Source organism: Acrocarpospora sp. B8E8 (assembly GCF_039871605.1).
GTDB lineage: Bacteria > Actinomycetota > Actinomycetes > Streptosporangiales > Streptosporangiaceae > Acrocarpospora > Acrocarpospora macrocephala.
This window is the reverse complement of record NZ_JBDPLV010000054.1, coordinates 20,843-36,441: the sequence shown is the minus strand read 5'-3', so window position 1 is coordinate 36,441 and position 15,599 is coordinate 20,843. Positions and strand designations below refer to the sequence as shown.

Genomic DNA, 15,599 nt, shown 5'->3' with positions numbered 1-15,599 from the left:
CGTGATGCGGCGTGCCGGCCCCACGGCGAAGGGGGAACGCCGAGAGCCGTACGCCGAAAAGCTGACGGAAAGCGCTTTCCACTTAGCCGGACCATAACGGCGGCTGTCAAAAGGCGTCAATGGAAAGTGCGAATCCTGCAACAAACCTGCAACAGGCATCCCCGACGACCTCAGCCGACAGTCAGCATCCTTCGAATGGAGGCGTCGTAAAAAGGATCGTTACGTTCGGCCGAGGCTCCAGGTTCGGAGAATTCTGTCCTCGCCAGCCGTCACAACGATGGGGCGAGAGGCGAACTCGGCCAGTGTTAGCGTGCCGGTCGCGCCGCCGGAACCCAGTGTCCCGGCGACCGCCGTCGCCGGGATGATCGCGGTGCGTGGTCGCACCGTGAAGAACCACCTCGCGGCGATCCAGCGCAAACTCGCCCGAACGCAACCGCGTCGGCATCGCCGCCTGGGCCTGGGACACCGGCACTGCCACGCGCTAGTACGGCACTGCGTGGCATCGCCGGCTCGGCCAGGAGGGGAGGAAGAAAGGGGAGTCTGCTGTAGTGCCGGGCGCGCGGCCCGGCTTGCAGACTGGACGCCATGCGGGAGCGATGGAGAGATGTGTGGCGCGGTGGCAGGTACTTGTTGCTCGGGCTGCCGGGTGCCATCGCGACGATGTTGTGCCGCCGCTCCTCGCGGCGGCGGCGCTGTCCACTGGCCTGGCCGGCGCCGGCCTGGTGATTTTCCCGCGGGCTCTGGTCGCGCTGCGGCGGTGGGCGGAGTGGAATCGCCGCCGTGCCGCCGGGTTGCTCGGCGTGCCGGTGTCCTCCAGATATGTGTCGCTGAGCCAGGGCATTCGCGCGCAATGGCGTCAGGTGCTGGACGACCCTGAGACCCGACGAGACATCGGGTGGGTGTGGCGGCACATCGCCACCGGCATTCCCGCCGGCCTTGCCGCGCTGGCCTGCATCGGCACCGCCGTGTTCACCGTCGTCGCGGCGTCCCTGTGGTGGCTGTTTCCCGCCGACGCGCCGCTCCAGCTGCTGGCGTCCATCCCCGTGACCAGCTGGAGCGGGGCGCTGGCCCTGGGGGGCGTGCAGATCGTGATCTCGGCGCTGGCGGCGTTCTGGGCGGTGCCGAAATTGGCGCGCTTCCACGCGCGCACCTGTCTGGCCGCGCTCGAGCCTTCGGACGCCGACCAGCTCGCCGAGCGTGTCGGCGAGCTGAGCGAGAGCCGGGCGGGCGTGCTGGATGCCCACGGGGCCGAGCTGCGCCGCATCGAGCGGGATCTCCACGACGGCACGCAGGCCCGGCTGGTGGCCATCGCCATGCAGTTGGGCATGGCCAGAGAGACGCTCCCCGATGGCTCCAAGGCACTGGCGGAGCTCCTGCGACATGCCCACGAGGGGGCAGAGCAGGCCATGTCGGAGCTGCGTGATGTGATCCGGACGATGTATCCGCCGATCCTCGCCGATCGAGGGCTGGCCGGCGCGCTCGAGATTCGCCGCGCCCGGCCTGGCCTGCCGGTTCTGGTCCTGTCGCAGTACGTCGAGCAGGTGTATGCGAAGGAACTGCTTTCCGACGGTCACGGAGCGGTTGGTTACCTGCTCAAAGACCGGGTGAGCCGGGTGGGCGAGTTCGTTGACGCCCTGCACCGGGTCGCCAGGGGCGGCATGGTCATGGACCCAGAAGTCATCGCCCAGCTCATGACCAGCCAGGGCAAGAACACCATCCAGACGCTCACCAGGCGTGAACGCGAAGTCCTAGCCCTGATGGCACAAGGTCTCGGCAACACCACCATCGGCGAGCACCTGGTGATCACCGACAACGCGGTACACAAACACATCGGCAACATCTTCGCCAAACTCGGCCCTACCTCCCACCGACAGCGGCCACCGCCGCGTACTCGCCGTCCTCACCTTCCTCAACAACCAGCCATGACGACGGCCACCTCATCGGGGGAGGTCGGCCGTTGGGCGCATTGGCGGCATCTCCCGTGTCTGCTTGCCGGTGTCGCCGGGATCGCTGAACGTGCCCTCCCGGCGAACGGTGTGCCAGCGCAGTCGTACGCCGAGCAGCGCCGTCGCCAGCGACTGGATGACCACGAGGTACATGAGCTGACGGTAGACGAACTGCTGTAGCGGCAGGACCCACAGCGCGGAGGCGCGCTCGCCGTCCAGGCGGAGGGCGTACCAGCCGGTCAGCACCTGCACCACCACGAAACCAGCCCATACCGCCACGACCGGCAGGGGGTCGCCCACGGCCGTGCTGTAGATCGCCATGAGGTCGACGACGGGGGCAAGCAGGGGCAGCAGCACCTGAAACAGGGTCAGGTAGCCGAGGCAGCGGCGGCCGAACGGGTCGCGTTCGAGGACGGCGCGCCGATGCTTCCACATCGCCTGCAGGGTGCCGTAGCACCAGCGGTAGCGCTGCTTCCACAGTTGGCCGAGCGAGGTCGGCGCCTCGGTCCAGGCCAGCGCCTTCTCCTCGTAGACCACGCGCCATCCGGCCCGGCACAGCGTCATCGTGAGGTCGGTGTCCTCGGCCAACGTGGCCGTGCTGACCCCGCCCAGCGCCACCAGCGCCGAACGCCGGAACGCCCCGATCGCGCCGGGCACGGTCGCCATGCAGTCGAGCAGTTCGAAGGCGCGCCGGTCGAGGTTGAAGCCGATGACGTACTCGATGTGCTGCCAGCGTCCGATCATGCCGCGCCGGTTGCCGACCTTGGTGTTACCGCTCACCGCACCGACCGCTGGGTCGGCGAGCTGGCGGACCAGGTGCCCGATCGTGGCGGGTTCGAAGACGGTGTCGCCGTCCACCATGATGAGGAGCTCGTGCGCGGCTTGCGCGATGCCGGTGTTGAGCGCGGCCGGCTTGCCGCCGTTGGGCCGGCGGATCACCCGGACGCCGGGAAGCCCAAGCGCCGCCGCCAGCTCGGCGGTGTCGTCGGTCGAGCCGTCGTCGACGACGAGGATCTCGAGTTCGCCTTGGTAGGTGGTGGAGACCAGTGAGCGTACCGTCGCCTGGATCCCGGCCGCCTCGTTGTAGGCGGGCACGATCAAGGTCACCGGCGGGGGCGTGGGCCATGCGGGCGCACGGCCCCTGCGCCGCTTTCCACCCCTCCTGCGGTGCGCGTGCGCCCACGCGAGCACCGCGAAGAAGCCGAGCCTTCCCAGCGTGAGCGCCCCGGCGGCGAACAGCACCCACGACAGCGCGTCGGTGAACGTCTCCGCGGCGCGCTGGGCCAGGTTCAGCGCGGAGCCGACGAACCGGTCCGCCGCGCCGGCCTGTCGGTGCGCCGACGGCATACCGAGCGCCATGGTCACCGTGACGGCCCGGTAGCCCTTGCCCGTCAGATCTTTCAGGACATGATCGACGGCCTCGACGGTCTGCCGCCGGTCGCCGCCCGAGTCGTGCATCATGACGACGGCGCCCCGACCCCTCGCGGGGAGCGCGGACTTCACGATCTTCGCCGTGCCGGGGCGGCTCCAGTCCCTGGTGTCGAGGTCCGCCAGCGCGAGGAGATACCCCTGGGCCGCCAGCTCCTTCATGCTCGCCCACTGGGGGCCGGTGATCGCCGCGGGTGTGGACGAGTACGGCGGGCGGGCCAGCGTCGTGTGCAGACCCGTCGCTCCCGCCAGTGCCCGCTGCGTAAGGGACAACTCCAGCCTGAGCCGCCAGCCGGGCACCGCCGTCAGGTCGGCGTGCGAGTAGGTGTGGTTGCCCAGCTCGTGGCCTTCGGCGACAATGCGCCGCGCCAGCTCGGGGTACTTCGCCACCTTCGAGCCGACCGCGAAGAACGTCGCCTTGGCGCCGTACTTCTTCAGCGTGTCCAGCACCTGCGGCGTCCAGCCGGGATCGGGGCCGTCGTCGAATGTCAGCGCGATGGTCCTGCTCGGCAAGCGCGCGCTGGCGGGCTCGTTTCCTGTGATGTTGAGGATGGGACCGCCGTGCCGTACCTTCTCCAACTCGGCGGAGGGGCGGTCGGCGGCGGGCGGGGTCGCGTGCGTCTCGCCGACGACGTTGGTCACGTACCCGTTGAGCATCAGTGCGGCGGCGACCAGCAGCATGCCGACGGCGAGGAGGAACCAGTGCCCTCGGGGGGCGGCCGGCGTCCTCGCGGTCGCCGCGGGGGGCGGCATCGGGGATGGTGCGGGAGAGTCCGTGGGGGGTGGCGTCGCCAATGCGGCGAGCGGGTCCTGCGCGGTTTCGTTCCGCTGCTGAGCCGAGCGGAAGTCCTGCCAGGCCGGGACCGGCGCGGGCGGCCAGATCTGGCCGTCCTCATCGGCGAGGCCACTCACTGCTTCGGGCCCTTCGTCCGGTTCGGGTCATGTCCCGGCGGCGTCTTGTCCTGGCCGGGCGGCACGTCGCCGTCTGTGGGGTCGGCGGTGGGGTCGGTCGTGGGGTCGGGGCTCGACTCCGGCCGCTCGCTCGGCACCGGGCTGGGCGAGGGCCGCGGGGTCGCCGATGGCGCGGCCGAGCCGGTGGCGCTGGAGGTCGGACGCGTTGGCGGGCGTGTCGCCGAGGGGGTCGGCCGCTCCGACAGGCTCGGCCGAGGCGTCGCCGTACGACTGGGTGAAGCCGTATCGCCCACCGCTCCCGGCTGATCACCCGGCCATCCGTTCACCGAGAGCGTCGTGTCGGAGAACATGCCTCCGATCACGACGGCGAGCAGCGCGACGACCAGCACGCTCGACACGATCGAGCCGATCATGATCAGCCGTCGACGGCGTCCGCTCTGGTCGACGAAGACGGCTGTCGTGTGGTGTTGCTCAGGGGACACGGAGAAATCGTAGTGACCGGAGATAACTTGTGGGGGAATTAGTGGTGTTCGAGGGGGATGTCACGGTTCGGTCCGGCGGTGGTCCCGAGGCGTTCCGCTAGATAGAGCGAGGGTGTCGATATGCGATCAGCGCGTCAGGCACCCTCGCGGTCGCGCCTGCGATAATCGGCAGGTGGATGTGGACGAGGCGCTCCTGGGGTGGCTGGCGGGGCTGGATGAGAAGAGGCTGGCCGGCCTGCTGGCCGTCCGGGCGGATGTGTTGCGGCCGGTTCCGCCGCGGCGGCTGGCCGAGCTGGCAGGCCGGCTGAGCGCCCCAGATTCGGTGTATCTGGCGCTGTCCCGGTCGCCGCTTCCCTGCCTGCTGCTCGCTGAGACAGTTCTGGTGGCCGCTCGCGCTGGTCGGCCCCTCATGGGCCTGTTGCCCGACGGATTCGATTGCGACGACCTGCTCGACCAGCTCGAGCGGCGTGCGCTGGTGTGGCGGGACGGCGATGGGCTGCGGATCTGCTCTGCCCTGCTCCAGGTCCTGCCCACCCCGCTGGGGCTTGGTCCGGGCCTCGCCGAGGTTCTCGCACAGGTCACCGTCGCCGACCTGACTGAGATGCTCAAGCGGCTGGGCGGCGCGGGCACAGGGCGCAAGGCGGTGCTCGTCGACTCGGTCGCGGCGATCCTCGCCGACCATGAGCGGCTGGCGGCGCTCATCACCCGGGCGCCCGAGGGAACCCGCGACCTGCTCGACGGCTTCGTGTGGCAGGGGCCCGTCCAGACGCTCGACGAGTTCCCGCACGTCAGCTACTACCAGCAGCGCCCGATGACCCCGGCTCGGTGGGCCCGCGAGCACGGGCTTGTCTGGAATGTGGACTGGGAGGGCACCTATGTCATGCCCATGGAGGTCGCACTTGCCTTGCGCGGGCGCGACTACCGGGTGAATATCCCGGCTGAGCAGCCTGAGATCACCACTGGTCCCGTCGTCGCCGAACTCGTCGCGCACGAGTCGTCGGTCGCGGCTCTCCGGGTTCTGGACCGGGCCGCGGCGCTGCTGGAGGCCGTGTCGGCGGAGCCGTTGCCAGAGCTCAAGGGCGGTGGCGTCGGTGCCAAGGAGGTCCGTCGCCTGGCCAGGCAACTCGGTTGCGCCGAGGATGAGATCCGGCTGCTGCTGGAGCTCTCGCACGGGGCCGGGCTGCTGGCCGCCAATCCGGTGACCGAGGTACGAACCCGGCGTACGACCGAGGTGCGGCGCAACGGCATCTCGCCTACCGAGGGCTACGACGAATGGCTGGCTCTGGAACAGGCGGAGCGCTTCGCCGTGCTGATCGAGACCTGGTGGGGGCTGCCGATCAGCCCCACCCGGCGCTATGACGGCAAACCACGCACCCCGATCACCCCGCCCGGCCCTGGGACTCCGTCCAGGGTCATCCGCGAGGTGGTTTTCGGGCTGCTCCCCTCCGACGCCGCCGTACGGTCGCCGCGGGAGGTGGCGGCGGCAGCGAGCTGGCATCTGCCGCTGCTTTCGCCGGCGAGCGCGGCCGAGGTTGTCTCGGCGGTCCTGGCCGAGGCCAACCTGCTGGGCCTGGTCGGCGCGGACGCGCTCAGCCCGCTCGGCCTGGCCCTGCGTACGGACTCGGTGGCCAAGGCAGCGGGCGACCTGCTCGCGGCCGCCCGGCAGCAGGCGTTGTTCGGGGCAGACCTGACCGCGGTGGTCACCGGACCACCCTCCGCCGACCTGGCCGAGCTCCTCGACCGGGCCGCCGACCGCGAATCCGGCGGCACCTGGCGGTTCAGTCCCTCTTCTGTACGGCGCGCGCTGGACGCCGGGCGTCGGGCCGACGACCTGCTGGCCGCGTTGACAGCGGTGGCCTCGGGGGCGTTGCCGCAGGCGCTGACATATCTGATCAATGACGTCGCTCGCCGGCACGGGGAGATCGGCGTGGTCGCGCTGGGCTGCTGTGTGGTGGGTGACGATCAGGGTCTGCTGGCCGAGCTCGCCGTACATCGCAAGCTCGCCAAACTGCGTCCGCGGCTGCTCGCGCCCACCGTCCTCGCCAGCGCGCTCGATCCGGCACAGACCCTGGCTCTCCTCAGAGAAGCAGGGTACGCACCAGTCGTGAAGGAGGCGGACGGATCGCTGGTCGTCGCAACGGCGCCCACCCGGCGCGCCCCCCAGCGGCGGCTCCGGCCCAAAGCCGCGGCGGCCAGCGCGGAGAGTGCCGCCAGGTGGCTGATCGACACGGCGAGCGCTCCAGAGCCCAGGCCAAACCACCACAGGCTACGTGAGCTTTTCGCCCAGCACGCGACCGGGCTGACGGCTGAGGCGCGCGAGCGGGCAGCGATGGATTTGCAGTACCACGGCACGATCCGGGTCACCTACGACGGCGAGGATCTCACCATCAGCAACCCAGAGACTCACGGCGCCGAACTCGACGTCTGGTGCCACGAACTAGCCCAGTTCCAAAGCCTCGCCCTGACCAAGATCAGCGCCATCCTCACGTAATCCGGGCCACCGACGACGGCTGGTACCGTTTCCTCGCCGCCCGTCCCGCCGTGGCCGAGGTGGACTTCTGGCGGCCTGCCGGCGCAGCGAGTGTGTCCGTTATGTTCGGCCGAGGCTCCAGGTTCGGAGGATTCTGTCCTCGCCGGCCGTCACGACGATGGGGCGGCCGGCGAACTCGGCCAGTGTTAGCGTGCCGGTCGCGCCGCCGGAACCCAGTGTCCCGATGGTCTCGCCGTCGTCGAGGTTCCAGATCCGGACGGTGATGTCGGCGCCTGCCGGGGAGTGGGCGACGACCGCGATGGGCACGTCGCCGAATTGGCCCGCGGTGAGGGCGGCGGTGCCCCGGTCGTCGGGGCTCACGTCGCTGAAGGTCCACCGCTTCTTGCGCTTGCCGGTGGCCAGGTCATAGACGCGCAGGGTGGCGTCCAGGTGGGTGGAGACGAGGACGGGTTTGCCGTTCATCTGGCCGCAGGCCAGCAGTTCGATGCCGCCGATCTCGCCGGTGCGGAACGAGCGTGTCAGCTTTCCCGTCGACAGGTTCCACACCCGGATTCGTTCCCCGCCGTCTCCTGTGATGAGCACGTCGTTCTGGCCGAGTCTGCCGAATGTCAGGCCCCTGACACCCTGGAAGTGTTCGGTGATCGTGGCGCCGATCTGCTTGCCGGTGGCGATGTCCCAGAGCCGTACGACGCTGTGGAGGTCGGTCATGCCGTCGTACTTCTGTGAGACCGCGACCGCTCGGTCGCCGATCGAGACGGCGATGATGGGGTCGCCGGCCCGGTGCGAGGCGTGTTCCGCACCCGTCTGGGTCCACAGCCGCATCCTGCCGTCGGCGTGGCCGGAGGCCGTCACCGGCGTCCCGCTGACGATGCCGGACGCCACCGAGGTCACCGAGCCTCCGCCGTCGCCGAGTTCGGTGACCGCCGTGGCCGTGTTCATGTCCCATAACAGTGCCGTTCCCTTGGCCGTACCGCAGACGACGGTGGCCCCGGCGGCGGCGAGGGCGGTGGGCTCACCGCTGCCCGCGGTCAGGGTGACGGGGTCCTTGACCTGCGCGCCGAAGGGCTCGGGCGAGGCGGCCGGGGTCGGCGAGGAGCTGGGGGACGCGGATGAGGATGAGGACAGGGAGGGACCGCTGTCCCTCCCTGGCGGATTGACCTGTTCTCCACCCGGGGAGAAGAGACCACTTCCTGGCCGGAGAACGGCGAAGGCGGAGACCGCCGCCGCGGCGGCCGCGGCGGCGCCGCCGATCAGGACTCGACGGCTGATCTGCCTGGGCGGGCGTGGCGGAACCTCCGCGTCCGGTGCCGGTGAAGGCTCCGGGAACGGCCCGGCTGTCGGCCCAGTGCGCCTGATCAGCTGTCGTAGCAGGTCGGCCGCGACCGGCCGGTCCGCGGGATCCTTGGCCAGGCACGCCTGGATCGAGTCCACCAGATGAGGGGGCATCCCGGAGAGATCGGGCGAGCCGCTCAGGACGCCGTTCACGATGGCGGGGACCGTGTCCCCCGGGAAGGGCTGGCGGCCGGTGGCGGCGTACACCATCGTGCCCGCCCAGCTGAACAGGTCGGACGCGGGTCCGACGCGCTCGCCCCTGAACTGCTCGGGCGACATGTAGGTAGGTGTGCCGATCGGCCCCGAGGCCTGCGTGGTGGAGTCCAACGCCTTGGCGATCCCGAAGTCAATCACGATCGGACCTTCGGGTCCTACCAGGACATTGGCCGGTTTGAAGTCGCGGTGCACGATCCCGGCGTTGTGGATGGCGACCAGCGCCGCCAGGGTGGAGTTCGCGAGCCGGTCCAGCGCGCCGCCCGTGCGCGGGCCCGAGGACTGTACGTACGCCTGCAGCGTGTCACCGGCGACGTACTCGCTCACGATGTACGGACGCTCGTCCAGCATCCCGACATCCAGCACGGCGGCCGTGTAGACCGCGCCCACCCTGCGCGCCGCCTCCACCTCGCGCAGGAAACCCTTCCGCACGTCGTCATCGCGGCTCAGGTGACTGTGGATCAGTTTGACGGCGACCTCGCGCCCGTCCTCGCCGACCCCGCGATAGACCACTCCCTGGCCACCGGAGCCGAGCACGCCGACAAGCCGGTAGCCACCGATCCGCTCAGGATCACCCGGCCGGAGCGGGCGAACATCCGGCATCCCGCTCCCTCCCTTACTGCTTCGGCGATCCACACGATACTTCCGCAAACCCTCAACCGCCGAACCACCCTCGTGTGCGACCACATCCGGCCAACCAGTTCGAAACCGGTCGGCGATGTCTACCTGTGCAGGCCAGTTCCGGTTTCTCCGCTGCGGAGAGCGGCACGTTCGGTTTCGACCATCCGGGTGTCGGGATGGCTAACCCCTCGTACCCGCCGGTATGCGCCCACCAGGCTGTCGAGTTCGCAGGCCGCGTCCAAATCGCGCCCAAGCTGGACCAGGATTCGGCACAGGTCGCGGCGAGCGTCCAGCACGTCGGGGTGGTCGTCGCCCAGGACCTGCTGCTGGATCTTCAGCACCGCACTCAGTTCCGTCTCGGCTTCTGCTGGCCGACCAAGAGACGCGACGGCAAGCGCTTTGACCCATCGGGCGCCCAGTGCGAAGGGATGCTCGGGTTGCCCGACCCGCCGCCAGGCGCTGAACACATCGGCGCATTCGGACTCCGCCTCAGCGGGCCGCCCGAGGTCGATCATGGCCATGCCCAGATTCAGACGGGTCAGCAGGGCGTCGGGATGGTCCTGGCCGAGGACGCGCCCTTGGACTTGGGACAGTTCCCGGTAGGCGGTCTCAGCCTCTTGGTGGCGGCCCTGGGAAGCAATCTGCCAGATCATGTTGAAGCGCGTCTTCAGCGTCTGCGGATGCTCCGCGCCCAGGATGCGGGTTCTGTCAGCGGCCAGTTCGCTGAACGCACGTTCCGCAGCCGCGTACTGGCCCTGTTCGCCTATTGCGCGGGTCAGGTAATAGCGGCTTTCCAGGGTGTCGGGGTGGTCGGGGCCAAGGACGCGCAGGCGAGCCACCAAGACGTCACGGCAGGCTGTCTCCGACGCGGCGAACCTGCCCAGATTGCCGAGCGTGCGCCCCACCTCATGACGGGTGCTGAGGGTGTCCAGATGATCCTTGCCCAGCACGCGCTCGCGCAACTCGAGAACCTCCTGGTAGGCCGCCACCGCGTCGGCGTACCGGCCCTGGCCGATGAGGGCATGAGCCATTTCATGGTGCGCCGCGAGGGTATCGGGATGTTCCGGGCCAAGGATCCGGGCCCGGGCCTTGAGCGTGTCGCGCAGGTCGTGCTCGGCCTCGACACTGCGCCCGAGGCAACTCTTGGCGGCGCCCAGGGCGTACCGCACATCCAAGACAGCGGGGTGGGCGGCGCCGAGTCCCTCCGCGTGCCACAAAGCCGCGGCGGCGATGTCGGCGGCGGCGCCGTAGGCACCGGTTCGCTTCAGCGCACGGCAGACACGGGCGGTCGATCTCGCCACCGCGGCTAGACCGGAATCGTCCAGTACCGCCGGGGCGATGTGCACCAACTCAACGGCATGCGGCATAACGCCCAGCCAGGTCGGCCAGTCAGAAGGGTGATCATGCTTCAACCCTCGGACAGCCGCGTCCATCGCCCTCGCCGCCACTGAGGTGATCTGCGTGGTCAGCTGGAGCCGACAGGCGTCGGCGACGATCGGATGCACCACCACACCGGGGCGGTCCTGGCCCGGTACGGGCCGGATACCGATGAGATTGAGCGACAACAGCGCGTCCAGGCCGGGCCGGACGCGCGACGGCCCACCACATATCTCGCCCAGCACGATCGAATCCAAAACGACCGAGTTGACCTCCACTGACGGCGCAAAGCATGACAAAACCCGGAGCAATGGGCGCGCCTGCTCATACCCCTGCGCCGCCAGGGCATCCAGGGACACCTCCCAGGTGTCCACAACCGGGGTATCGCCCATCAACAGCGGCAGCCGGTCGTTCAGGGCGTGCAAGTATGCGTCGAATGTCCGCTCTTCGGAGAACGGGGCGGCGATATAGGCTCCAGCGTGCGTCAACGCCAGAGGCAAGCCTCCAAGACGCCTGGACAGCGCCGCAGCTTGCTGTTCGGTTCCGCCGCCGGGAGCCAGATCGAGCAGGATGCGCGCTCCGTCAGGTTCCGGCAGGGAGGACATCGTGTGGGTCATGCCGTACCGCCCCCACACCCTGGGCTCGGCGACACGACTTGTCACTACGATCAATCCGGCCGTGGTCGGCCGCAGCCACCCGGTCCCATCGCCCACTTCGCCGTTGCCAATGGTCAAACCACCTGGATCGTCGGCGTTGTCCACCACCAGCAACCAGCCCGATCGGCCCTGCAGTCTGTCCCAAAGCACATCGGCGGGATTGCGGCGCCCGGCCCGCGCCTCCTCCACCTGGCCGACAGGCGCTCCCAAATCCGCTGCCAGAGTGAGCAGAGCGCCAGTCACGGAGGCACCATGAGTGGCATTCACCCACCATGACGCACGGCCCTGTCTTTGGGCGCGCTCGGCCAGCGCGAGCGCGATCGTCGTCTTGCCCGCGCCGCCCAAGCCGGTCAGCACATGGAAGCGGCTGTCGGGGGCGGCGAGCAATCGGTCCAGGACGGACAGGATCTCATCGCGTCCGCGGACTTCGCCCAGGCGGCCGGTGGGAGCCCGAAGGACGACCGGCGAAGGGGAGGTGGCGCTCATTCCGCCTCCCTCACCAGCCAGTACGGCTTGCGGCCGCGATTCCACCCCCAATGACTCCGCGTCAGACAATGTCGGCGTGCGCCGTAATTGCAGTACGGCCACGACCGCCGCCATGACACCCGCGCACGTTCCCACGACGGTCAACAGGGTCACCGGATCCATACCTTGACTGTACGAAGCGAGTAACGGATCCGCACCAGGATGTGATTTCGTGATTCCCGGCAGTTCGCCTCTCCCAGCTTTACCGAGGGGCGTCATCTCGCTGCCGACACAGACGACATCACCCACCACCACCGGCGAGGAGTCCACCCAGCCGCCAGTGCGGAAGACCCACACCGGAGTGGGTCCGCGGAGCTGCCAGAAGGCTCCGTCGGCTACGGCCGCAGTGGCGGCGAGGACGAGCAGAGCGCGCCGACGGGTCATGCGGGGCTTCCCTGTCGAGGGGTCCTGCGGCGGCTTGAGCACCTCCATGCGACGCTCCTCCAAATCCATGGCCAGGCGCACTCAATCGGCACACCGAATTAGTTATCGCGTGAGAAGAACGCGTTGGCTTGTTCACGGAATCGCGTCAGGACTGGATCTTTTTCTGACATGTCGGTTACCGTGTACCAGAATGTCAAGATCGACCACGAAGCGTCACCCTAGTGGTGGGAGGCTGGTTGGAGGATCGTTCAGGGCAACCTGATGTGCGTAGTCTCGCTGACATTCTTGCGGTGGCGCCGTGGGCGGAACTTGAAGAGCACATCAACCACCTGAGGGAACGCGTCGACACGGCGGTACTCGCGTCGCATGCGCGGCGGGAGCGGCTGCGGACCGAGATCCTGGCGGACAATCCCGCGATTCGCGCCCGGATTCGGCGGCCGCGGCCGGAAACGCTGGCGTGGGCGAAGAGCCTGTTGCGTTCGGGGATCGTGGCCGCGGCGGATGGGACCATCGCGGCGGTGCCATTGTTGAGCGGCACCAAAATTCAGATCGGTGTTGTCGTGGTGACGAATACCGGGGAGTCCGTCCGGCTGGTGACGAGGGTATTCGAGCACGAGCTGACCGCCACTGGAGACAGCGCGCGGGAGTTCTTCGACAACCTCCGCAAGGTGCACGGGAGTTCGAATCTGGCCAGCCGGGCGCTGATGTTGTTCGGCGAACGTCAGATCCTGCTCGCCCAGGAGGCGGACTGGCGGATGATCCACGGCGAGCTGATCCCTTACGAGTTGCGCACCGGCGTGGGCAAGCCCGAGCACAATCTGCCGCCGGTCTTCGATCTTGTCCGGCGTTATGTGGCCGACCAGCGGTTCGTCGCGATCAGCGAAAGTCCGGAGGACATCGATGTGCTCAATGCCGCCATCGTTCTGGAGCCAGGCGAGTTCCTGGAACTCCGCACGCTGCGGGACGACCTCACGATTTTCCTGGACGGCGACGCGGATGGGGGGACCACGCGTGCCGGCTTCAACAACAGGGATCGCGACACCTTTCGCGGGTTCATCACGGAGGTGGGGCCGGAGGTGAGCATCTTGCTGGTGAAGGCGGGGCATCGTGCTTTCCTGCTCGAATGCCATCGCGATCGGGTGGAAGAAGCAGCGGCGTTATTCCTGTCCGACGCGCTGTGGACGCGCGGGCTGCCGGACGAAGGTGCGGCGGCGACCGCGCGTGGTTTCCCGTTCCATATCGACCTCGCCGACAACGTCGCCCGCACGATGTTCAAGGGGGGCGAATTCCGGAGCTTTGTGGAGACCCGGCTCATGGAACTGGGTGTGGAACAGGGAATCGCCGATCTGGACCCGCGAAGGACCCGCGGATGAATACGGACGAGAGCGCCCCCGAGCCCGAAGACGACTACAGCGACGACCTGACCGATGACGGCAACGGCAATGGTGACTCCGATGAGGAGGCGGGCGAGGACGTGGCAGCGGAAACACCGCAGGAACCACCGCCGTTGGATGACGCGGACCCAGCGGCGTCAGGACACGAGGAGGCGGAGGAGAGCCTCTCGCGGTCGCTCATCACGCTCGGGTTCGTGGCCTTCGACGGCCAGGGGACCGACAACACGAGCACCGGCATCATGGTGTCCGAGCAGTTGCGCAGGCATTTCCGGCGGGACGCCTACGTGGGAATCCACGACACGGAGCAGGGCATCACATTTCTCGGCCGCGTGGTCGAAGGGCCGTTTCACAGTCCACACGAGATTGGGCCGGACTCGGCGATCAGCCGGACCACCCTGCTGCATCCGGATCGCACCCAGTTCCGGCCCACGTACTACGCGTCCGGCACGATCGAGATCCTGGGCGAGGTCACCGAATCGGAGATGGTCCTGCCGACGTCGACGCGGCCCCGGCCGTACTCGCAGGCGTTCATCTATCCGAGCGATCGGCTCCGGCGCATGCTGGGGCTGGAGGGGGACATGCGGCTCGGGTCGCTGCTCGGGTACGAAGGCGTGCCGGTGGAGGCGGATTCCACGAACAAAGGATTCCTGCCGCGCAATGTCGGAATCTTCGGCACGGTGGGCTCGGGAAAGTCCAACACCACCCAGGTGCTGATGGAGGAGGCGCTCCGGGCCGGATGGGCGGTCGTCGCCATCGATGTCGAGGGCGAGTACGTCCGGATGGATCAGGCGAACGACGAGCCGCACCTCAAGGCGCTCCTGAATGAGCGGTTCGAGGACAGGATGGCGCGTGGGATCCCGGACTGCCGCGTGTACGTGCCGAGCGCGGGAGAGACGGACGCCCCGGAGCCGGTGTTCTTCAAGGTGCCGATCGCCGATGTGCCGGAAGAGATCGTGGCCGACATCCTCGAACTCAGCGAGCCGCAGGTCCGCATGTGGGGCGCGATCACAGCCCAGGCGCGCCGGGACGCGACCCGGGCCAACCGGCCGAGCAAGATGGGCGCGCTGGCCCCACCGTCGCCACCGCAACCGGATCGCCCGTACACACTCAGTGCGCTGATCGACGGCCTGCGGGAGGACCAGAACGGCACCATTCCCCTACTCACCGGCAAGATCGGAATACCGGAGAAGAGCACCGCGTCCACGCTGCGGAACAAGCTCTACAAACTCGGTCGTTCCGGCATGCTCGACTGGGGGCCCACCTGGAACACCCCCTATCTGAACGTCGACGACCTGCTCGTCGCGCGACGGCTGAGCGTGTTCGACGTGAGCGAGACCAATGACACCGCCCGGAATATCGCCATTTCGTTTCTCCTGCAGGCGCTGTTCGACCGGGTCATCGCCGTACCACGTGATCAACCCCTGGGTGCGGGCCTTCCCAGGCGCCCACCGGTGCTCGTGGTCATCGAGGAAGTGCACACGTTCGTTTCCCGGTCAAGCGCCGCCCGGATGCGAGCCGTGCTGGACCAGCTGCAGGTCATCAGCCGCCGCGGCCGCAAACGCTGGATGGGCCTGGCGCTGGTGTCACAACAACCCGGCCATGTCCCCGAAGAGCTGTTCGAGCTGGCGAACACCCGCTTCATCCACCAGCTGAAGTCGGCCGGAAATCTGGCCCCGGTCCGGGCCACCACCGGCGGGGTCCACGAAGCGCTCTGGTCGACCGTCCCCGCGCTCGGCCAGGGCCAGTGCCTGATGACCGGATCGGTGTTCCGCAATCCGGTGTTCGTCCAGATGCGCCCGGCACGATCTCGCCGCATGCACACCGCCTAAGGAGACGCG

The 15,599-nt window shown here is 68.6% G+C and carries 7 protein-coding genes and 2 pseudogenes; 5 read left to right on the top strand and 4 right to left on the bottom strand.

The window, feature by feature from the left end; translation table 11 throughout:
- Nucleotides 1-596: 596 nt before the first annotated feature.
- Together ABGB08_RS38200 and ABGB08_RS38195 are read left to right on the top strand one after the other, a co-directional pair.
- Nucleotides 597-1,139: pseudogene (locus tag ABGB08_RS38200) on the top strand (sensor domain-containing protein); the annotation flags it as partial.
- A pseudogene (locus tag ABGB08_RS38195) lies at nt 1,119-1,926 on the top strand (histidine kinase). The pseudogenes ABGB08_RS38200 and ABGB08_RS38195, both read left to right, overlap by 21 nt.
- An 11-nt stretch (nt 1,927-1,937) precedes the next feature.
- On the opposite strand, the gene ABGB08_RS38190 reads toward ABGB08_RS38195, so the two are convergent.
- Together ABGB08_RS38190 and ABGB08_RS38185 are read right to left on the bottom strand one after the other, a co-directional pair.
- Nucleotides 1,938-4,286 carry a bifunctional polysaccharide deacetylase/glycosyltransferase family 2 protein gene (locus tag ABGB08_RS38190; RefSeq protein ID WP_347600967.1) on the bottom strand — a complete coding sequence of 783 codons (2,349 nt, stop codon included), beginning with the start codon at nt 4,284-4,286 and terminating at the stop codon, nt 1,938-1,940.
- Nucleotides 4,283-4,768, bottom strand: coding sequence for a hypothetical protein (locus tag ABGB08_RS38185; protein WP_347600965.1), 486 nt, complete (start codon nt 4,766-4,768; stop codon nt 4,283-4,285). Before ABGB08_RS38185 ends, ABGB08_RS38190 begins: the two co-directional genes overlap by 4 nt.
- Nucleotides 4,769-4,940: 172 nt before the next feature.
- Between ABGB08_RS38185 and ABGB08_RS38180 the strand changes: the two genes are divergently transcribed.
- Nucleotides 4,941-7,259 carry a helicase-associated domain-containing protein gene (locus ABGB08_RS38180; RefSeq protein WP_347600963.1) on the top strand — a complete coding sequence of 773 codons (2,319 nt, stop codon included), beginning with the start codon at nt 4,941-4,943 and terminating at the stop codon, nt 7,257-7,259.
- 99 nt (nt 7,260-7,358) lie between these two features.
- On the opposite strand, the gene ABGB08_RS38175 is transcribed toward ABGB08_RS38180, so the two are convergent.
- Both ABGB08_RS38175 and fxsT read right to left on the bottom strand, forming a co-directional pair.
- Nucleotides 7,359-9,407 (bottom strand): serine/threonine-protein kinase, encoded by a 2,049-nt coding sequence (locus tag ABGB08_RS38175; protein WP_347600961.1) that lies wholly within the window; start codon nt 9,405-9,407, stop codon nt 7,359-7,361.
- A 119-nt stretch (nt 9,408-9,526) separates the two neighbouring features.
- Nucleotides 9,527-12,415 carry an FxSxx-COOH system tetratricopeptide repeat protein gene (gene fxsT / locus ABGB08_RS38170; RefSeq protein WP_347600959.1) on the bottom strand — a complete coding sequence of 963 codons (2,889 nt, stop codon included), beginning with the start codon at nt 12,413-12,415 and terminating at the stop codon, nt 9,527-9,529.
- A 242-nt stretch (nt 12,416-12,657) separates the two neighbouring features.
- Here fxsT and ABGB08_RS38165 point away from each other — a divergent pair, with 242 nt between their 5' ends.
- Nucleotides 12,658-13,740 carry a hypothetical protein gene (locus ABGB08_RS38165; RefSeq protein ID WP_347600957.1) on the top strand — a complete coding sequence of 361 codons (1,083 nt, stop codon included), beginning with the start codon at nt 12,658-12,660 and terminating at the stop codon, nt 13,738-13,740.
- On the top strand, nt 13,737-15,590 hold the full coding sequence (locus ABGB08_RS38160; protein WP_347600955.1) for an ATP-binding protein: 1,854 nt from the start codon (nt 13,737-13,739) through the stop codon (nt 15,588-15,590). The genes ABGB08_RS38165 and ABGB08_RS38160 overlap by 4 nt, the downstream gene beginning before the upstream one ends.
- Nucleotides 15,591-15,599 lie beyond the last annotated feature (9 nt).

Excerpts from the sequence above, each read along its gene's own strand:
- fxsT (WP_347600959.1), bottom strand. The coding sequence starts at position 12,415 with ATGGAGGTGCTCAAGCCGCCGCAGGACCCCTCGACAGGGAAGCCCCGC.
- ABGB08_RS38175 (WP_347600961.1), bottom strand. The coding sequence starts at position 9,407 with ATGCCGGATGTTCGCCCGCTCCGGCCGGGTGATCCTGAGCGGATCGGT.
- ABGB08_RS38160 (WP_347600955.1), top strand. The coding sequence starts at position 13,737 with ATGAATACGGACGAGAGCGCCCCCGAGCCCGAAGACGACTACAGCGAC.